The organism is Mesorhizobium sp. M0217, from assembly GCF_040321955.1.
In the GTDB taxonomy this organism is placed as follows: domain Bacteria; phylum Pseudomonadota; class Alphaproteobacteria; order Rhizobiales; family Rhizobiaceae; genus Mesorhizobium.
This window is the reverse complement of sequence record NZ_JAMYSN010000002.1, coordinates 119,184-138,305: the sequence shown is the minus strand read 5'-3', so window position 1 is coordinate 138,305 and position 19,122 is coordinate 119,184. Positions and strand designations below refer to the sequence as shown.

The 19,122-nt window shown below is 62.2% G+C and carries 17 protein-coding genes; 9 read left to right on the top strand and 8 right to left on the bottom strand.

Annotated features, from left to right (window positions below):
* The 4 genes from NKJ18_RS05250 to NKJ18_RS05235 form a co-directional block, all read right to left on the bottom strand.
* Nucleotides 1–693, bottom strand: a complete 693-nt coding sequence (locus tag NKJ18_RS05250) for a DUF1345 domain-containing protein (RefSeq protein ID WP_023688301.1) — start codon at nt 691–693, stop codon at nt 1–3.
* Between the two features lie 21 nt (nt 694–714).
* The gene (locus NKJ18_RS05245) at nt 715–1,188 is read right to left on the bottom strand and encodes a YaiI/YqxD family protein (protein ID WP_023695438.1); all 474 of its coding nucleotides are present in this window, start codon (nt 1,186–1,188) and stop codon (nt 715–717) included.
* Nucleotides 1,189–1,252: 64 nt separating this feature from the next.
* Nucleotides 1,253–1,822, bottom strand: a complete 570-nt coding sequence (gene gfa, locus NKJ18_RS05240; RefSeq protein ID WP_023710637.1) for an S-(hydroxymethyl)glutathione synthase — start codon at nt 1,820–1,822, stop codon at nt 1,253–1,255.
* A 122-nt stretch (nt 1,823–1,944) separates the two neighbouring features.
* The gene (locus NKJ18_RS05235; RefSeq protein ID WP_352757922.1) at nt 1,945–3,072 is read right to left on the bottom strand and encodes an S-(hydroxymethyl)glutathione dehydrogenase/class III alcohol dehydrogenase; all 1,128 of its coding nucleotides are present in this window, start codon (nt 3,070–3,072) and stop codon (nt 1,945–1,947) included.
* A 237-nt stretch (nt 3,073–3,309) separates the two neighbouring features.
* Here NKJ18_RS05235 and NKJ18_RS05230 point away from each other — a divergent pair, with 237 nt between their 5' ends.
* The 4 genes from NKJ18_RS05230 (at nt 3,310) to NKJ18_RS05215 (ending at nt 10,636) form a co-directional block, all read left to right on the top strand.
* A complete protein-coding gene (locus NKJ18_RS05230; protein WP_352757921.1) occupies nt 3,310–5,322 on the top strand; it encodes an acetyl-CoA carboxylase biotin carboxylase subunit in 2,013 nt (670 codons plus the stop codon).
* A 261-nt stretch (nt 5,323–5,583) separates the two neighbouring features.
* Nucleotides 5,584–9,111, top strand: coding sequence for a DNA polymerase III subunit alpha (dnaE, locus tag NKJ18_RS05225; protein WP_352757920.1), 3,528 nt, complete (start codon nt 5,584–5,586; stop codon nt 9,109–9,111).
* 169 nt (nt 9,112–9,280) lie between these two features.
* Nucleotides 9,281–9,679 carry a nuclear transport factor 2 family protein gene (locus tag NKJ18_RS05220; protein ID WP_023667583.1) on the top strand — a complete coding sequence of 133 codons (399 nt, stop codon included), beginning with the start codon at nt 9,281–9,283 and terminating at the stop codon, nt 9,677–9,679.
* Between the two features lie 153 nt (nt 9,680–9,832).
* Nucleotides 9,833–10,636 (top strand): potassium channel family protein, encoded by an 804-nt coding sequence (locus tag NKJ18_RS05215; protein WP_023681580.1) that lies wholly within the window; start codon nt 9,833–9,835, stop codon nt 10,634–10,636.
* A gap of 7 nt (nt 10,637–10,643) precedes the next feature.
* On the opposite strand, the gene NKJ18_RS05210 is transcribed toward NKJ18_RS05215, so the two are convergent.
* Nucleotides 10,644–11,525: a DMT family transporter gene (locus NKJ18_RS05210; protein WP_023681579.1), complete on the bottom strand. Its 882-nt coding sequence runs from the start codon at nt 11,523–11,525 to the stop codon at nt 10,644–10,646.
* A 183-nt stretch (nt 11,526–11,708) separates the two neighbouring features.
* Between NKJ18_RS05210 and NKJ18_RS05205 the strand changes: the two genes are divergently transcribed.
* Nucleotides 11,709–12,215: a hypothetical protein gene (locus NKJ18_RS05205; RefSeq protein WP_352757919.1), complete on the top strand. Its 507-nt coding sequence runs from the start codon at nt 11,709–11,711 to the stop codon at nt 12,213–12,215.
* Between the two features lie 6 nt (nt 12,216–12,221).
* On the opposite strand, the gene NKJ18_RS05200 is transcribed toward NKJ18_RS05205, so the two are convergent.
* Nucleotides 12,222–13,550: a DNA polymerase IV gene (locus NKJ18_RS05200; RefSeq protein ID WP_352757918.1), complete on the bottom strand. Its 1,329-nt coding sequence runs from the start codon at nt 13,548–13,550 to the stop codon at nt 12,222–12,224.
* Between the two features lie 67 nt (nt 13,551–13,617).
* Here NKJ18_RS05200 and NKJ18_RS05195 point away from each other — a divergent pair, with 67 nt between their 5' ends.
* Together NKJ18_RS05195 and NKJ18_RS05190 are read left to right on the top strand one after the other, a co-directional pair.
* Complete coding sequence (locus tag NKJ18_RS05195; protein WP_352757917.1) at nt 13,618–14,193, top strand: GNAT family N-acetyltransferase; 576 nt, start codon at nt 13,618–13,620, stop codon at nt 14,191–14,193.
* Between the two features lie 98 nt (nt 14,194–14,291).
* Nucleotides 14,292–15,821 carry a hypothetical protein gene (locus NKJ18_RS05190; RefSeq protein WP_352757916.1) on the top strand — a complete coding sequence of 510 codons (1,530 nt, stop codon included), beginning with the start codon at nt 14,292–14,294 and terminating at the stop codon, nt 15,819–15,821.
* A gap of 25 nt (nt 15,822–15,846) precedes the next feature.
* Here NKJ18_RS05190 and NKJ18_RS05185 read toward each other — a convergent pair whose 3' ends face one another.
* Together NKJ18_RS05185 and NKJ18_RS05180 are read right to left on the bottom strand one after the other, a co-directional pair.
* Nucleotides 15,847–16,500: a hypothetical protein gene (locus NKJ18_RS05185; protein WP_023667576.1), complete on the bottom strand. Its 654-nt coding sequence runs from the start codon at nt 16,498–16,500 to the stop codon at nt 15,847–15,849.
* Nucleotides 16,500–16,796, bottom strand: a complete 297-nt coding sequence (locus tag NKJ18_RS05180) for a DUF3572 domain-containing protein (RefSeq protein ID WP_352757915.1) — start codon at nt 16,794–16,796, stop codon at nt 16,500–16,502. The genes NKJ18_RS05185 and NKJ18_RS05180 overlap by 1 nt, the downstream gene beginning before the upstream one ends.
* A 239-nt stretch (nt 16,797–17,035) precedes the next feature.
* On the opposite strand from NKJ18_RS05180, the gene NKJ18_RS05175 reads away from it, so the two are divergent.
* Together NKJ18_RS05175 and NKJ18_RS05170 are read left to right on the top strand one after the other, a co-directional pair.
* Nucleotides 17,036–17,407, top strand: coding sequence for a response regulator (locus NKJ18_RS05175; protein WP_023667574.1), 372 nt, complete (start codon nt 17,036–17,038; stop codon nt 17,405–17,407).
* 24 nt (nt 17,408–17,431) lie between these two features.
* Nucleotides 17,432–18,805 carry a PleD family two-component system response regulator gene (locus NKJ18_RS05170; RefSeq protein WP_023681572.1) on the top strand — a complete coding sequence of 458 codons (1,374 nt, stop codon included), beginning with the start codon at nt 17,432–17,434 and terminating at the stop codon, nt 18,803–18,805.
* Nucleotides 18,806–19,122 lie beyond the last annotated feature (317 nt).

Sequence of the window (19,122 nt, the reverse complement as noted above, 5' to 3'; positions counted from 1 at the left end):
TCAATTGCCGAGGCTCACCGCGAGATTGACGACGGCGGCGACGATGACGGCGTTGAAGAAGAACGACAGGATCGAATGGACAAGCACCACGCGGCGCATATGCGAGGTCGTGATCGCGGTGTCGGCGGTCTGCGCGGTCATGCCGATCACCGTCGCGAAATAGAGAAAGTCCCAACCGTCCGGCCGTTTGCTGCCGGGAAAATCGAGGCCGCCGACCGGTATCTTCTTCTTGGTTTCGGCATCGATCGCGTCGCCGTCCATCCAGTAGACATGCGCATAGTGGAGGGCGGCCATGGCATGGATGGTGAACCAGCCAAGCGGGATCGACAGCATGGCGAAGCCGAGTTCGATGGGGTCGCGATCCTTGTGATTGATCAAAAGGAACAGCAGGACAATGGCCATGGCGACGATGCCGAGCGTGATGGCAAAGATGCCCAGCACTGGGAGGTCCAGTTCGCGCGCGTTCTTGCTGAGATAGCGGCCGGACAGCAGCGGCATCTTGGCGATGACGAGCGCGATGAAGACGACGAAGAAGGAATCGGCGGCAATCGAGATCGAATAAGCAAGCCGCGTGGAGACGGGGAGCGATCCAATCAAAGGCAATACCGCGGCAAATACGACCAGACCGACGGCTAGCGACACAAAGAACTGCTTGTGCCGCTGCAAGGGGTTATTCGGCGATGTGTCGGCCATAGCCCGACCTCGGATGATGCTTCACGTCTGGTCGGGTGTGACGGATTTCAGAGCCCGCCGCAAGATACGGTCGAGCTCACCCAGGAAACGCGAGCGATCCTGTGGCGCAAAGCTGGCATTGTAGCCCTTGCTCTCGCCGGTTTCGCGCAGATGCTGCTTCAAATCGCGCATTGCAACCGCCATGCCGATGGTCTCCGGCGTGAACGGCCGGCCGGTTGGCCCAAGCACATGCGCGCCGAGCGCCACGGTGCGAGCGGCAAGCGGGATGTCGGCGGTGATCACGATGTCGTTGGGTTTTGCGTTCTCGACGATCCAATCGTCAGCGGCATCGGCGCTTTTAGAGACGACGACGTTGCGAATCATCGGATCGCGCGACGGACGCAGCCCGCCATTGGAGACGTAGGTGACGACCACGCCATGGCGCTCGGCGACCTTCTCGACCTCGGCTTTCACCGGGCAGGCATCGGCGTCGACGTAGATGGCGGGTGCCGGCATTATCTCTCCAAAACGGACATGGGGCCGGCATGTTACCCGGCCCCATGCCAGAAATCTCGTACTGTCAGGCCGGCCGCGCGCCCGACTTCTTCGCCGTCCAGGTGGCAATGTAATCCATCAGGCCGGGGTTGAGACAGTCATAGGGCTCGAGGCCCATCGACTTCAACTGGCCGCGGATGCCGTCCATGCGCTTGGGGTCGACACCGGATTCGATGATCGACGAAACGAAAGCGGTGAAGCCCGGCGGTGACCAGCCGTCTTCCTGGAAGCGCTCGGGATGGATGAAGGACAGACCCTTGAACGGATGGTCGCGCTCGACCGGTCCGTGCATATGGACACCGCAGCCGGTGCAGGCGTGACGCTGGATAAGTGCCGAGGGGTCGACCACTTTCAGCTTGTCGCCGTTTTCGGTGACTGTGACATCGCCGGTGCCGGCTACGGCCACGACCGAGAACACCGCGCCGTCAGGCTTCCAGCATTTGGTGCAGCCGCAGGCATGGTTGTGGGCGATCTGGCCCTTGACCGTCACCTTCACCGGCTTGCTGGTGCAGGCGCAGACCAGCGTGCCGCCGGCAAAGCTTGCGCTCTCCTTTGGCAAGCCATTGTCGATTTTGGGATGCAGTTTCTCAGGCATTGTCTTCCTCCCTTGTTGAACCTGTGCAACTTCAGTCGCTGGCCCTTCGGTCGGCGGCTTGTTCTTCCTCCGTTTGGTGTGCGATCGGACGCAAAACCGGGCGCCACTTTTGCTGATCGCACTTAGTAAACGACGACGCTCCTGATCGACTTGCCCTCATGCATGAGATCAAAACCCTTGTTGATGTCCTCAAGCTTCAGCAAATGGGTGATCATCGGGTCGATCTGGATCTTGCCGTCCATGTACCAGTCGACGATTTTCGGCACGTCAGTGCGGCCGCGTGCGCCGCCAAAGGCGGTGCCCATCCAGGTGCGGCCGGTGACCAGCTGGAACGGCCGGGTCGAAATCTCCTGGCCGGCGCCGGCCACGCCGATGACGACCGACTTGCCCCAGCCGCGATGCGAGGCTTCCAGCGCCTGGCGCATCACCTTGGTGTTGCCGGTGCAGTCGAATGTGTAGTCGGCGCCGCCGATCTGGTCGGCGCCGCGCTTGGTCAAGTTGACGAGGTGAGGAACGATGTCGCCGTCGATCTCCTTCGGATTGACGAAATGCGTCATGCCGAAGCGCTCGCCCCATGCCTTCTTGTCGTTGTTGAGGTCGACACCGATGATCATGTCAGCGCCGGCGAGCTTCAGGCCCTGGATGACGTTGAGGCCGATGCCACCGAGACCAAAGACGACAGCAGTCGCGCCTTGCTCGACCTTCGCGGTGTTGATGACCGCGCCGATGCCGGTGGTGACGCCGCAACCAATGTAGCAGATTTTGTCGAAGGGCGCGTCCGGGTTGACCTTGGCGACGGCGATCTCGGGCAAAACGGTGAAATTGGAGAAGGTCGAGCAGCCCATATAGTGGAAGATCTTGTCCTTGCCGATCGAGAAGCGCGAGTAGCCATCGGGCATCAAGCCTTGGCCCTGCGTGGCGCGGATGGCGGTGCACAAATTGGTCTTGCGCGACAGGCAGGATGGGCACTGCCGGCATTCCGGCGTGTAGAGCGGGATGACGTGGTCGCCCTTCTTGACCGAGGTGACGCCCTTGCCGACATCGACGACAACGCCAGCGCCTTCATGGCCGAGGATTGCCGGAAACAGGCCTTCGGGATCGGCGCCCGACAGGGTGAACTCGTCGGTGTGGCAGATGCCGGTCGCCTTGATCTCGACCAGCACCTCGCCTTCGCGCGGTCCGTAGAGGTCGACCTCCATGATTTCCAACGGCTTTCCGGCGGCGACAGCGACAGCGGCGCGGGTTTTCATTAGGCAATTCCTCCCAAGGCGATTGGTCTTCAGGCTTTCAGGGTTTTTATACTGTTTCAACCCGATTTGGCGACCAAATATGGCGCAAATCTTGGCCCAGTCGTCGGCGAGCCCAACCTTCGCCCCTCGGCACGGGCCTGGCGGGCAGGGAGTGTCTTGATGGGTGCGCTGCCGGCGGTGCTTGAGCCCGGCTGCCGAAGCCCATAAGAAGGACGAAAGACCGAGGAAACGCCTTCGATGTTCACGAAAATCCTGATCGCCAATCGCGGCGAGATTGCTTGCCGCGTCATCAAGACGGCGCGCAGGATGGGGATTGCCACCGTAGCGGTCTATTCCGACGCCGATCGCGACGCCGTGCACGTCGAAATGGCCGACGAAGCCGTGCATATCGGGCCATCGCCTGCCGCGCAAAGCTATCTTCTGCCTGAAAAGATCATCGCTGCCTGCAAGGAGACGGGCGCGCAGGCCGTGCATCCCGGCTACGGTTTTCTGTCGGAGCGGGCCGCCTTCTGCGAAGCGCTTGAGGCTGAGGGCATTGTCTTCATCGGTCCGAAACCCAAGGCTATCAAGGCGATGGGCGACAAGATCGAATCGAAGAAGTTCGCCAAGGCCGCTGAGGTGTCGACGGTTCCCGGCTGGCTTGGGGTCATCGAAAATGCCGACCATGCCGAAAAGATCGCCGGCGAGATCGGTTATCCCGTGATGATCAAGGCCTCGGCCGGCGGCGGCGGTAAAGGCATGCGCATTGCCTGGAGCCAGTCGGAAGTGCGCGACGGCTTCGACCGGGCGCGCTCGGAGGCGAAAAGCTCGTTCGGCGACGACCGAGTCTTCATCGAAAAGTTCGTCGTCGATCCGCGTCATATCGAAATCCAGGTGCTGGCCGACGCGCATGGCACCGCCCTCTATCTCGGCGAGCGCGAATGCTCGATCCAGCGCCGGAACCAGAAGGTTGCGGAAGAGGCGCCGTCGCAATTCCTCGATGCCAGGACGCGCAAGGCCATGGGCGAGCAGGCCGTGGCGCTGGCCAAGGCGGTCGACTACCAGAGCGCCGGCACCGTCGAGTTCATCGTCGATGCTGAAAAGAACTTCTATTTCCTTGAAATGAATACACGATTGCAGGTCGAGCATCCGGTGACGGAGCTTGTTACCGGCATCGACCTGGTCGAGCAGATGATCCGTGTCGCCGCCGGCGAGAAGCTGGCGATCCAGCAGAGCGACGTCAAGCTGAACGGCTGGGCGGTGGAAAGCCGGCTCTATGCCGAGGATCCCTATCGCAATTTCCTGCCCTCGATCGGCCGGTTGACGCGCTACCGGCCGCCGGAGGAGGGCAAGTTCGGCGATGTCTTCATCCGCAACGACACCGGCGTCACCGAAGGCTCCGAGATTTCGATGTTCTATGATCCGATGGTGGCAAAACTCTGCACCTGGGCGCCCACGCGTATCGAGGCCATCGATGCCATGTCGGAAGCGCTGGACAGTTTCGTCGTCGACGGCATCGAGCACAACATCCCGTTCCTGGCGGCGCTGATGCAGCATCCGCGCTGGCGCGAGGGGCGGATATCGACGGGCTTCATCGCCGAGGAATATCCTGACGGCTTCGCGCCGATCGTGCCCAATGGCGATGAAAAGGCAGTGCTGGCGGCGATCGCCACCGCGGTCGAGCTTCTGCGCCGCGATCGGCTTGACCGGCTGGGCGGGCGGCTGGCGCCGCATTCGGGCGCACTCAAGCGCGATTGGGTGGTGAAGCTCGGCGACGACTATCTCCAGGCTTCGATCATCGAGGGCATGATCTCCATTCCGATGGAAATCGATCTGTCGGTCGATGGCGGCAAAGCGCTGACCGTGGCGTCCGACTGGCGGCCGGGCGACCTCATCTGGCGCGGCACTGTCGGTGCCCGCAAGGTCACGGCGCAGATCAGGCCGGCGCCGAACGGCCTGCGCATTGCCTGGAAAGGCATGTCGGTGACGGCGCGCGCCATGCTGCCGCGCACGGCGGAGCTGGAAAGGCTGATGCCGGAGAAGGTGGCGCCGGACACGTCCAAGATGCTGCTTTGCCCGATGCCGGGCCTGGTCGTGTCGATCGCGGTTGCCGAGGGGCAGGAGGTCAAGGCCGGCGAGACGCTGGCCGTGGTCGAGGCGATGAAGATGGAAAACGTGCTGCGCGCCGACCGCGATCTTGTCGTGTCGAAGCTCAACGCCAAGCCGGGTGACAGCCTGGCTGTCGATGCGGTGATCATGGAGTTCGCCTAGAGATTGTTTGGAAATTCTACTCCGGCGGCCATCTGAAGGTGGTTTCTGCGCTTCCCGTGCTCACGGAGCAATGGCCGCTGCGCTCCGGTTCTCGAAACCACCATCATTATGACTCGCCAGAGCGAATTTCGAACAATCTCTGAGCCGTGCGGCTGGGTACAGAAGCCTGTGGTCGGTGGTCATTTGTGCTGGACTGGCATCGCCCGGTCCGGGACAATACATCTCCATCGACTCAAAGCCCTTCGAGCAATTTGAAACATCATGGCGGATGACAAACTTCCACGCGATCCCCTGAGGCGCGAAGCAGCGCTCGCTGCTGCGCGCCCGGAGGCGCCGGCGCGGCCGTTCATCCATCTGCGCGTGCATTCGGCGTATTCGCTGCTCGAGGGCGCCTTGCAGGTCGCCGCCGTTGTCGGTCATGCAGTCAAGGACGAGTGCCCGGCAATCGCAGTCACCGACACAAACAATCTGTTCGGCGCGCTGGAATTTGCCCAGAAGGCGGTGAAGGAAGGCATCCAGCCGATTATCGGTTGCCAGATCGATCTCGCCTTTTCCGGCGAGACCAGCGACGCGCAGCGCGACCGCCGCCGCCATGGTCCGGAGATGCACGCCGTGGTGCTGCTCGCCGCCACCGAGGCCGGCTACAGCAACCTCGTCAGGCTGGTCAGCCAGGTCTATCTGGAGACGCCGCCGGGCGAGCCCGTGCATCTGACGTCAGCAATGCTGGAAGGCCATAGCGATGGCCTGATCTGCCTCAGCGGCGGGCCGCGCGGCCCGATCGGCCGGGCGCTGAAGGAGGATCGCCGAGATCTTGCCGAGACGCGGCTGCTGGCACTCAAGGCGCTGTTCGGCGACCGGCTCTATGTCGAGCTGGACCGTGTTTCCGGTTATGACCGCGCTATCGAGAAATCATCGGTCGACCTTGCCTATATCCATGATCTGCCGCTGGTCGCCACGAATGAGGCGTTCTTCGCCGCCCGCGACGACTATGACGCGCATGATGCTCTGATCGCCATTGCCGAGGGTTCGGTGGTTGCCGCCGACAACCGTCGCCGGCTGACTTCGGACAATTTCCTGCGCAGCCAGGCGGATATGGCGCGGCTGTTCGCCGACCTGCCGGAAGCGATCGACAACACCGTCGAGATCGCGCTGCGCTGTTCCTATTATCCCAAGACCCGCAATCCGATCCTGCCACGCTTTACCGGCGGCGATGTCGCCGACAATGAGGTGGCGCTGAAAGCGGAGGCCGATGAGCTACGCCGGCAGGCGCATGAGGGGCTGGAGACCCGGCTGGCGGCGCATGGACCCACCGCCGGCTACACGGTCGAACAATACCGCGAGCGGCTCGATTTCGAGCTCTCCATCATCGAGAAGATGAAATTTCCCGGTTACTTCCTGATCGTGGCCGACTTCATCAAATGGGCGAAGGCGCAAGGCATTCCGGTCGGGCCGGGCCGTGGTTCGGGCGCCGGATCGCTGGTCGCTTATTCCACCACCATCACCGATATCGATCCGCTGCGCTTCTCGCTGCTGTTCGAGCGCTTCCTCAATCCGGACCGCGTGTCGATGCCCGACTTCGACATCGACTTCTGCCAGGATCGGCGCGAAGAGGTCATCCGCTACGTCCAGCAGAAATATGGCCGCGACCAGGTGGGACAAATCATCACCTTCGGTACGCTGCAGGCGCGCGCGGTGCTGCGCGACGTCGGCCGCGTGCTGCAAATGCCTTACGGCCAAGTCGACAAGCTCTCCAAGATGGTGCCGCAGAACCCGGCCAATCCGGTCAAGCTGGCGGATGCCATCGCCAACGAGCCGCGCTTTGCCGAGGAGGCCGAGAAGGAGCCGATCGTGCAGACGCTGCTCGATATGGCGCAAAAGCTGGAAGGGCTCTACCGCCACGCTTCGACGCACGCCGCCGGCATCGTGATCGGCGACCGGCCCTTGTCGGAACTGGTGCCGATGTACCGCGATCCGCGCTCCGACATGCCGGTCACCCAGTTCAACATGAAATATGTCGAGCAGGCCGGGCTGGTAAAATTCGACTTCCTCGGCCTGAAGACGCTGACGGTGCTGGAGACGGCGGTGAAGCTGATCCGCCGGCGCGGCATCGAGATCGACCTGGCGACGATCCCGCTCGACGATCCTGAAACCTACGCCATGCTGTCGCGCGGCGAAGTGGTCGGTGTGTTCCAGGTGGAAAGTGCCGGCATGCGCAAGGCGCTGATCGGCATGCGGCCCGACTGCATCGAGGACATCATCGCGCTGGTGGCGCTCTACCGTCCCGGCCCGATGGAGAACATCCCGACCTACAACGCCAGAAAGCATGGCGAAGAGGAGATGGCATCGATCCATCCCAAGATCGACCATCTGGTGAAGGAGACGCAAGGCGTCATCGTCTACCAGGAACAGGTGATGCAGATCGCGCAGGAGCTGTCGGGCTATTCGCTCGGCGAAGCCGACCTGCTGCGCCGCGCCATGGGCAAGAAGATCCGCGCCGAAATGGACAAGCAGCGCGAGCGCTTCGTCACAGGTGCGGTCGAACGCGGCGTCGGCAAGCCGCAGGCCGACTTCATCTTCGACCTTCTGGCCAAGTTCGCCGACTACGGCTTCAACAAATCGCACGCGGCCGCCTACGCCGTCGTGTCCTACCAGACCGCCTATCTCAAGGCGCATTATCCCGTCGAGTTCCTGGCGGCGTCGATGACGCTCGACATGGGCAATACCGACAAACTCGCCGATTTCCGCCAGGATGCGCTGCGTCTCGGCATCGAGGTGGTGGCGCCGTCAGTGATGACCAGCTTCCGCAATTTCGAGGTCGGCGAGAACCGCATTTACTATTCGCTGGCGGCCCTCAAGGGCGTCGGTGACGCTGCGGTCGAGCACATCGTCGCCATGCGCGGCGAAAAGCCGTTCAAGAATCTCGCCGATTTCTGTGAAAGGGTCGATCCCAAGATCGTCGGCAAGCGCGTCTTCGAAAGCCTGATCATGGCCGGCGCGCTCGACTGCTTCGGCCACGACCGCGCCCAGATGATGGCCGGCGTCGAACGGATGATGGGGCTGGCTTCGCTGGCGCAGCAGAATGCCATTTCGGGCCAGCACGACATTTTCGGCGCGTCGCTCGGCGCGCAGCAGCAGGCGCTCAATTTGCCGCAGACCGATCCGTGGCTTGCCGCCGACCGGCTGCACCGTGAATTCCAGGTCGTCGGCTTCTATCTTTCGGCGCATCCGCTCGACGAGTACAAGGCGGCCCTGCAGAAGATGCGGGTGCAAAACTGGGGCGAGTTCTCGGCTGCGGTCAAACGCGGTGCCGCCGCGGGCCGGCTCGCCGGCACCGTCACCACCAAGCAGGAGCGCAAGACCCGAACCGGCAACAAGATGGGCGTCATCGCCTTTTCCGACACATCTGGCCAATATGAAGCCGTGCTGTTTTCGGAAGGGTTGGCGCAGTATCGCGACCTGCTCGAGCCCGGACGTTCGGTGGTGATCACCGTTTCGGCCGAGGATAGGCCCGAAGGGGTCAATCTGCGCATCCAGACGGTGCAGTCGCTGGAGGATGAGGCCAGCCGTATCCAGAAGGCGCTGCGCATCTTCGTTCGAAATGACGGGCCTGCGTCGGCGATTCAATCGCAGCTTACCCAGCGTGGGGAAAGTCAGGTAAGCATTATCGTCATCAAAGAAGAGGCGCAGGGCGAGATCGAGATCGAATTGCCCAACCGCTACCGCATCTCGCCGCAGATCGCGTCGGCCATGCGCGCGGTGCCGGGTGTGGTCGAAGTCGAGCTCGTCTAGGCTGCGCTGATATACACGGCAATCGCATCGACGTCGGCCAGTGCATGACGGCATAAAGATGCTCTGGGCCTGACATTGCAGCCGATAGGGCCAGCGTGCGGGGCGTGGTTGACCTGACCTTCCTTTGAACCACATGCGTTGAGCAGAAACTTCAAAGGAACGCACAATCATGCCCAGCCGCGAACGCGTCGAAGCCTTCCTCAAGGAGGTGGTCGAAGGCAGCCACGTCAAAGCGATCGCCGACTTCTACCATGACGATGCCACCATGCAGGAAAATCTCGGCGTCCCGCGGCGCGGCAAGGAAACACTGATGGCGCATGAGCAGGCAGCACTCGACCGGATCGAGAAGATGCACACCCATCCTGTCCAGACATTCCTGGTCGATGGCGACAATGTCGCCATCCGCTGGACCTTCGACCGTGTCGACAAGGCCGGCACCGTGCGCCGGCTGGAAGAGGTGGCCCTGCAGCGCTGGCGTGGTGACCGGATTGCGGAGGAGCGGTTCGTCTACGACACCGCCTCGGCCTGGCGCCTCGTCGGGCCGGACGGCAAGGTGGTGGAGGGCTGAGGATCACCGGGGCCATTAGATCATGATGAGATTCGGTTGAAATCTCATCATGATCTAACCCTTTGTTGGAACGTGATCTTTTCCAAAAACCGGCACCCACTTTTTGGGATCATGCTCTAGACGGCCCCGCCTGGGACCGTTACGCACTTGGTGATGAAAGCAGCCGAGAAGGACGGATCGCAGCAAAGCTCTGCCATCGCGCGGCTGCGTGACAGGCTGCGCAAGCTCTATCACGGACGCACGCCGGCGGCGTTCCGGTTTCAACTGGTGGCGGTCATCATCGACCTCGCCATCATCGCCTTCTTCGTTGCCACGCCGGTGCTCCAGGACAAGCCGTCATTCCTGTGGCTCGACTATACCGTCGCCGCATTGGTCGCCGCCGACCTGATTGCCCGGCTGTTAGCCTCCAACGACATGCTGCGGCTGATGAAACAGCCGACATCCTGGGTCGATGTCTTCATCCTTCTGACGCTGCTGATGCCGACGGCGCTGGCAAATCTGGCGTTCCTGCGCATCCTGCGGCTGTGGTCGCTGTCGCGCAGCGGTTCGCTGTGGCAGCATTTCGAAATGCGTGGCTTAAGGCCCTGGCGCGAGGCGAGCCACGCGGTCATCAACCTGTTGACGTTCCTGTTCGTCATCACCGGCTTCGTCTACACCTTCTTCTTTCGCACCGGCGCCGGCCTCGAGAACTATATCGATGCGCTGTATTTTACCGTCGCCACGGTGACGACGACCGGTTTCGGCGACATCGTGCTGCCGGGGATCGCCGGCAAGCTGACCGCGATCGCCACCATGATCATCGGCATCTCGCTGTTCGTCAGACTGGCGACGGCGATTTTTCGACCCGCCAAGGTGTTCTTTCCCTGTCCGCAGTGCGGACTGCAACGGCATGAGCCGGACGCCGTGCACTGCAAGGCCTGCGGGCATCTTCTCAACATACCGGATGAGGGGAATTGACCGACCGCTACGAGGCCGCGACCTCGGCCGGCTTTGGCGCCTTGCGCTGCAGGTTGAGCAGGTTGCCCATCAGGATCAGCAGGGCGCCGCCGGCTGTAAAGATGTCGATCTGTTCGCTGTAGAGCAGCCAGCCGATCAGCGCCGACAGTGGCACGCGCAGGAAATCCATCGGTGAAATCACCGTAGCGTCGGCATAGGTGAGGGCACGCGCCATGCAGAAATGCGACGACATGCCGGTGAAGGCAATCAGCAGGATCCATGGCCAGAGTTCGAGCGGTGGGTTGCGCCATTCATAAAGCGCCGGGATCAGGCCGACCACCGACTGGATGATCAGCATCCAGAAGATGATGCGCACGACACTGTCCGTGCGGGTCAGCGACTTGACCAACACCACCGATACGCCAAAGCACACGGCCGCGCCGAGAACGACGAGGTGACCCGGATCCATGGAGCCGACGCCGGGGCGAACGATGACCACCACGCCGATCAGGCCAAGCACGACCGCCGCAATTTTCGGGCGGGAGAGCCTTTCGCCAAGAAACGCCACCGCCAGGATCGCGGTCCAGATCGGCGTGGTGAATTCGACCGATATGAGCACCGCAAGCGGGATCAGCGTCAGCGCATAGAGCCATGCGGCCTGGCCCGTATAGTGGATGACATTGCGAGCGATATGGGCCAACGGGCGCTGCGTGCGCATTGCAGCGAATCCGCCGCTCATCATCACCAGCGGCAACAGGATGAAGAAGCCGATCACCGAGCGCAGTTCCAGCACCTGGAAGACGTTGAGCTCGGCGGTGGTTGCGCGGCCGGCGACTGACATCGCCAGAAACGAGGCGATGGACAGCGCCATCCAGAACGCGGCTTTGGGGATCGATGGGGAAGGTGCCATAGGCGCTATGTCGCAAGCCGGGACTTCTATCGCAACCGTTAGGCGACGCATTCGACTGGGCCAGACCCGTTGCAAAACAGCCATGCTGGAAGTGGAACCTGACGCAACGGCAGGCGTTGGTTCCCGGTATTGGCCAATTGCTGGACGCATCGTTTCTTCAACATCAACGGGGGAGAGATTCCGATGAAATCATTCGCGCGGTTTCTGCTAGCCGGCTGCCTGCTAACTGCAAGCGCCACGGCCGATGCCGACGAGGCGAATTTTCTCAGCTCCTTGCAAGGGAATTTCTCCGGCAAGGGGACAGTCAAGGTCACCACCGACGCACCGAGGGTGAATGTGTCCTGCACCTTCAATTCCGACGCGACCTCGAGTTCATTGTCGCTTGACGGCAATTGCCGTGGTCTTGTCGTGGTGACGCGCGCCATCAGCGCCAATCTGAAGGCCCGCGGGGCGAAGTATACTGGCGTCTATGTCGGGTCGCGCACCGGGCCGGCACAGCTCGCCGGCAGCCGTTCCGGGAACGCGATCAGTCTCTGCATTCGCTGGGCGGCGGAGGTCAATGGCGATCGCAAGGCGTGGTTGACGGTCGAGAAAACCAGCGGCGACGGAATGCGGTTGACCGTTACCGACGTCGATCCGAAAACCGGCAAGAACGTGGTGACGAGCCGCATCGATCTCAAGCGTATCTAAGCCGTCTCACTCCTCGATCGGCTCCGGCGGGTTGGCGTTGCGGCCTTTACCGAAGGTGTAGCCGGTTTCCACCGCCTTCTTGCCGAACTTGTCGCGCAGCGTATCGATGGCGCTTTCGGCCATGGCGCGCTTGCGCGAGCCGACGTCGACGAGATCGGGCGGATCGGCCTTCTCGTCATCCGAGAGATCGCTGAGACCGATGCCGAGCAGCCGGTACTTTGTCCCGTCCGCCTCCTTGCGCAAAAGGTCGAGCCCGGTCTGGAAAATACGGTCGGCCAGCCTTGTCGGGTCGCCGAGCTGGCGGTTGCGGGTGCGCAGCTTGAAATCCTGCGTCTTCAGCTTCAGCACCACGGTGCGCCCGGCAATGCCTGACTTCTTCAGCCGCGCCGAGACCTTTTCCGACAATCCCCTCAGCACTGGAACCAGTTCGCCCATTTCAGCTATGTCGGTGTCGAAAGTGGTTTCGGCCGACACACTTTTCGCATCCTGGTCGGGATCAACACGGCGGTCGTCCTGGCCGCGCGAGAGATGGTAGAGCCGGGTGCCCATCACGCCATAGCGGCGCATAAGATCGGCGCGCTCCATGCGCTGCAACTGGGCGATGCTGCGGATGCCGTCGCGTTCGAGCGTTGCGGCAAAAGCCTTGCCTACGCCCCAGATCAGCGTCACTGGCTGTTCGGCCAGGAAACCCAGCGCCTCGGCTTCGCCGATCACCGAAAAGCCGCGCGGCTTGCGGAAATCGGAGGCAACCTTGGCCAGGAACTTGCAGTAGGAAAGGCCGGCCGAAACGGTGATGCCGATTTCCTTTTCGACGGTCTGCGCAAAGCGCGCCAGCACCACCGCCGGCGGCATGCCGTGCAGGCGCTCGGTGCCGGCGAGGTCGAGAAACGCCTCATCGATGGAGAGCGGTTCGACCAGCGGCGTGAGCGCCTGCATCAGCGCGCGGACATCGCGGCCGACGCGGACGTATTTCTCCATATTGGGCGGGATGACGACCGCTTCCGGACAGGCTTCGAGCGCCTTGAACATCGGCATTGCCGAGCGCACCCCCTTGATGCGGGCGATGTAGCAGGCGGTGGAGACGACGCCGCGCTTGCCGCCGCCGATGATCAGAGGCTTGTCCTTCAGCGCCGGATTGTCGCGCTTTTCGATCGCCGCATAGAAGGCGTCGCAATCGATATGCGCCAGATGCAGCTGGTAGAGCTCGGGATGGCGGGTGAGTCGAGGGCTGCCGCAACGCTCACAGCGCCTGGTATCGCTGCGCTGAAAGGTCAGGCAGTCGCGGCAAAAACCGTGCTCGGGATTGTTGACAGGGGCCGCCATCGCTGCGAACATAAAGAGAACAGATGCAATGGTACGTCAGGACGGAAGCCGCCACAAGCGGTTAGCCGGGAGAGAACTCATGAGCACCACCATAGCGCCGCTGGCGCCTGACCTATGGGCGGATTTCGAGGATCTTTTCGGCAAGCAGGGCGCCTGTTACGGCTGCTGGTGCACGCATTTCCGGATGGCGCCGGCGGTCCGGCGGGCCAGCGACAAGCAGCGCAACAAGGATCATATCAAGGTGCGTATCGAGGCCGGGCCGCCGCCGGGGCTTTTGGCCTTCGAGGACGGCCAGGCGGTCGGCTGGATGCAGATCGGTCCACGCGCCGACGTGCCCGAATGGAACAATCGGGGCCGGGGCTCGGCGCCGGTCGATCCAACCGACGCCGTAGATCCCGGCGTCTGGGCCATCTCCTGCTTCTTCATCCGCGCCAGCGCGCGCGGCCGGGGCGTCAGCCACCGCCTGGTCGAGGGCGGCATCGCTTTTGCCCGCCAGAACAAGGCGCGGCTGGTCGAGGCGTGTCCGATCGACGTGTCGCGCGATTCGCGTTCGATCGGGCTGTTCGTCGGCTCGTCGCGTGTGTTCGAAAAGGCCGGCTTCGAGCGGCTTGTCGAACGCAAGGCCGGACGGCCGCTGATGCGGCTGTTGTTGTAGGCGGCAGCAATCCATAGGTCTTGTCTTGCGGCTGTGATGGTATTTTCCTACCAGTGGTAGAAGCGGTTTTGACGACTGCAATAAAGTGGAGGATCGATATGAAGCGCGTTTTGCCATTCGCTTTGCTTCTAGCCTGCAGTGCGCCGGCGCTTGGGCAGACGGTCGACAGCGAGGGCGCCAAGCAGCTTACCGACAATCTGGCGCGCTATTTCAGCAAGAAGCCGTTCGAGATCGGATTTCTGAAGGTCTCGGTCGAAGGCGACGCCTACAAGCTCGCATTCGATTTCAAGCCCGTCGTGGAACTCTTGGCAAAACAGGATGGCCTGAAGCTCGATCTCACCCCTTATACGCTGTTGACCAAACCACGCAGCGATGGCGCGTGGGATGTCTCAGGCAATCTGGCGCCGGAAGGGTCGATGGAGTTCAACGGCCCTCAGGGGCCGCAAAGCATGAAGATGTCTATCAAGGGCGGGAAGTTCGTTGGTGTCTACCATCCCGAGTTGGCGGCTTTCAGCAGCGCCACGTCGTCACTTGAAGGCATGAATATGACGTCGCAGGACGCCAGGCAGCGCACGGAGATGAGTTCTGGTGCTGGAACCGCCACAATGAGCGCTACCAAGGGCGCAAATGGCGGTGTCGATTTTAGCATGGTTCAGACGATTGCCGATTTTGCAGAGGTCATCACGATCGACAACCCCAACAGCGGGCAGAAAATCCCGCTGACGGTCAAGTCGCCCGAATTTTCGGTCGACGCGAAAGGCAAGGGGCTGCGCACGAAGCCTATTCTGGACCTGTTGGCTTTCGCCGTGGCCAATGAGGACGAGGCGAAACTGAAAGCCAATCAGGCGGAGCTCAAGTCGCATCTTCTGACCGCGCTGCCGATATGGGAGCGGATTGATGGGGCTTACAGTCTCAAGGATTTCAGCGTCGGCAGCCCGATCGGCAGTTTCGGCGCAGCAACACTCGGCATCGCCTTCGGCATGGACGGTGTCTCGCGCAACGGAACGATCAGCTACGGGATCAAAGCGTCTGGGCTCTCGATACCGCAAAATCTTGTTCCAGCCTGGAGCGTCGCGCTGTTGCCCACCGACATCGACCTCAATTTCGGTGGGGCCAACATCGATCTCGACACAATGGCCAAGAAGGCTATCGAGGCCTTCGATCTCAACAACAACCCGCCGCTTTCGGCGGATTTCGGCGACGGCCTGAAGAAAGATTTTCTGGCGAACGGCCCCAAGATCCTCATCGGCCACAGCACGGTCAAGGGCGGCGGTGCCGAAATCGGGCTGGAGGGCGATATGACGTTTCCCGATGGCGAGAAGCCCGATGCCAACGTGACAATCGACGTGACCGGCTACGACAAGATCGTGGCAAGCCTGCAGGAGGCGGCGAAGACCGACCCGCAGGCCTCACAGGCTTTTACCGGCGCCTTGGCCATCAAGGGATTTGCCAAGACGCTGCCGGACGGCCGTATCGAATGGGTGATCAACGCCAGGCACGATGGGTCGGTGACGGTCAACGGCGCCATGCTGAAGGGGCCGGATCCGGTCGTGGAAGACAACACCGATCAGGATGCGATCCCTGGCGAGGGCAACAATGGCGGAGCAGGGGCGAAGCTGCAGCCTTGATCGCCAAGCTTGGAGGCGCTTGGGCTTAAAGCCCGAGCGCGCTCGCGATCTTCGGCGCGGCCTCGTGCCAGTCCTCGACGGAGATGATGTCGTCCGGCACCGGCGGCAAGAAGGCGCGCAGCGAATTGTCGGCCATCAGGTGGAAGAGATGGGCGTCGGCAACCGAGTTGCGTGCCGAGATGAGGTTGGCGGGCTGGTCGTCGACAAAGGCTACCGGCCGGCCTCTGCTACCACGCAATTTGGCCACCGCGGGTCCCTTGGCCATCTCGGTGGTCAACAGCGGATAGGGCAGCCCGAGCGCATCGAGATGGGCGCGGCGCGCAGCGCGATGCCGGTGCGGCATGGCGGTCAAAAGGACGATCTCGGCGCGGTCGCCAAGGCTGGCAAGCGCTTGTTCGGCACCATCGGTGACGCTCTGCCAGTCGGCCTGCGTATCGAAGAAATCTCCGAGAAGTGCCGTCACCTCCGGCTGTTCGATCAGCCGGCCGCTCGCCGTTTCGGCAATGTTGCCGGTGAGACGGAACGAGGCCAGCGTCAGGCCGAAGCCGCGCGATTTCAGGAAATGCGGAAACGGCCGGATGAATTCGAGCACGACATCGTCGACGTCGAGGATCAGCAGAGGCCGGTCGTCGGCTGCAAGTTCGGCGATCTGGCGTGCCGTCTCGGGATCGTCGCTCATTACGAATGCTCATGGTCGTCGCCGCCAAGAGGCAGCGCGCGCAAAGCCTTGCCGACTGAGGCAGGCGGGGTGCCGGTTTCCTCGGCAAAGCGCAGCAAGGTCGGCTCGTGGGCGAGGATGAACTGCAGCACGCCGGCAAGGAATCCCGGTTCGGCCGCGGCGCGGCGGATGGCGGACGCCTCGATGCCGGTGATGGCCAGGAAGCGCGGCAGGAGTTCGGGGTCGGCGGCGACGAAGCCCAGTGCCTTCACGGCAATGGTTTCCGCTTCCTCGCGCATTGACGCTGCGTTTGCCATCACTACTTTCTCGTTGCGGAAATGAGTCTCTTTTCCGCAGTAATCGCAAGCGTCGCCTGCGGCAAGCCACAGCCCCGATCCAATGTGGTTTTCGAGGTGGAATCCGAATGGCTTTTGCCGCTTCGGGTTTCCATTTCGTCAATCATATTGCCTTAAGAGTGAGCGAGAGTTTGGTGTGCTTCGACAAGGGCGCATAGCGGCAGGGCTTCGGGCAGAAGCCTGGCCGGGACGGGAAATCGATGCCTAAGAAGGTCATGATCGTCGAGGACAACGAGCTCAATATGAAGCTCTTTCGCGACCTCATCGAAGCCAGCGGTTATGAAACGGTGCGCACGCGCAACGGGCTCGAGGCGCTCGATCTGGCGCGCCAGCACAGGCCCGACCTGATCCTGATGGACATCCAGCTGCCAGAAGTGTCGGGGCTGGAAGTGACGAAATGGCTGAAGGAGGACGACGACCTCCATTCCATTCCGGTCATCGCCGTCACCGCCTTCGCCATGAAGGGCGACGAGGAACGCATTCGCCAGGGCGGTTGCGAGGCCTACATCTCCAAGCCGATCTCGGTGCCGCGTTTCATCGAGACCATCAAATCCTATCTCGGTGATGCCTGATGCCTTCAGCCGGAGCCTTGTGACATGACCGCGCGGATCCTCGTCGTCGACGACATCCCTGCCAATGTCAAACTTCTCGAGGTTCGGCTGCTGGCCGAATATTTCGAGGTGTTGACGGCCTCCAACGGGCCGGACGCGATCGAGACCTGCGAAAACGGCAAGGTCGATGTCGTGCTGCTCGACGTGATGATGCCCGGCATGGACGGGTTCGAGGTCTGCAAGCGGCTGAAAAGCGATCCGGCGACCGCGCATATACCGGTGGTCATGGTGACCGCGCTGGGCCATGTTGCCGACCGGGTGCGCGGCCTCGAGGCAGGCGCCGACGACTTTCTCACCAAGCCGGTCAACGATCTGCAACTGATGACGCGGGTGAAGAGCCTGGTCAGGCTGAAGTCGCTGACCGACGAGCTGCGGCTGCGCGCATCGACCACCCGCAACATCGGCATCGAGGCGCTGTTGAGCCGCAGCTTCGCGTCGGAGGACGCCACGCCGAAGGTGCTGTTGATCGACGAGCGCAAATCGTCGGTTGAGCGCATCCAGAACATGCTGCGCGGCAGCGCCGAGCTCGACATTGCCACCGATCCGCATGCCGGCTTCTTCCAGGCCGCCGAGGCGCCCTATGAGTGCGTGCTGATCTCGACCGGTTTTACCGATTTCGATCCGCTGCGGTTGTGTTCGCAATTGCGTTCGCTCGACCGCACCCGCTTCCTGCCGATCATCCTGATTGCCGACGAAGGCGAGGAGGGCCGCATCATCAGAGGCCTCGAACTCGGCATCAACGACTATCTGATGCGGCCGATCGACCAGCAGGAGCTGACGGCGCGGCTGCGCACGCAGGTGCGCCGCAAGCGCTACAATGACCAGCTGCGCGCCAGCGTCGCCCAGACCATAGAGATGGCGGTGACCGACGCATTGACCGGGCTGCACAACCGCCGCTACCTCGACAGCCATTTGCAGACGCTGTTCGACCGCGCCGTGGCGCGGCGGCGGCCTCTGTCTGTGATGATCACCGATCTCGACCGCTTCAAGACCGTCAATGACTCGCATGGCCATGACGGCGGCGACGATGTGCTGCGCGAGTTCGCAAGGCGGCTGCGCAAGAACGTCAGGGGCATCGACCTTGCCTGCCGCTTCGGCGGCGAGGAATTCGTCGTTGTGATGCCGGACACGGACGGCGCGGTGGCGGAGAAGGTTGCCGAGCGCATTCGCGCCGAAATCGCCCAGCTGCCCTTTGCCATCGGCCCTGAAGGCAAGGCGATCGAAGTCACGGTCAGCGTCGGCGTGTCATCGGTTCTGAAGGGCGCGGACACGGTCGCGGCTTTGATGAAACGTGCCGACGTGGCGCTCTACGAAGCCAAAAGTGGCGGCCGCAACCGGGTCGTCGCCAAGGCAGCGTAGGCTAGAACACCGATTATGCAGTCAATCGGACAGGGTTAGGAATTTACCTTAATCCAAGCGATTCGGCAGGCTTGGTTAAGAAACTATTGATTTTCAAACATTGTTGCGCAAATGTGCGGTGCAAGAACAAGGGCGATGCGGGCACGAGGGTAGACAGCCGCATCGCTTCGCCGAATACCCCATGATGCTCAGGTCCGCCGCATCTCCTGGGTCCGTGGGGTCGGCCGGCCGGCGCTGGCACATAGTGGCCTCCTCGTACCGCTGCCATACGCCGACCGGCCCCCTTTTTTGCCAAAAAATGAGATGAGCACTTCGCG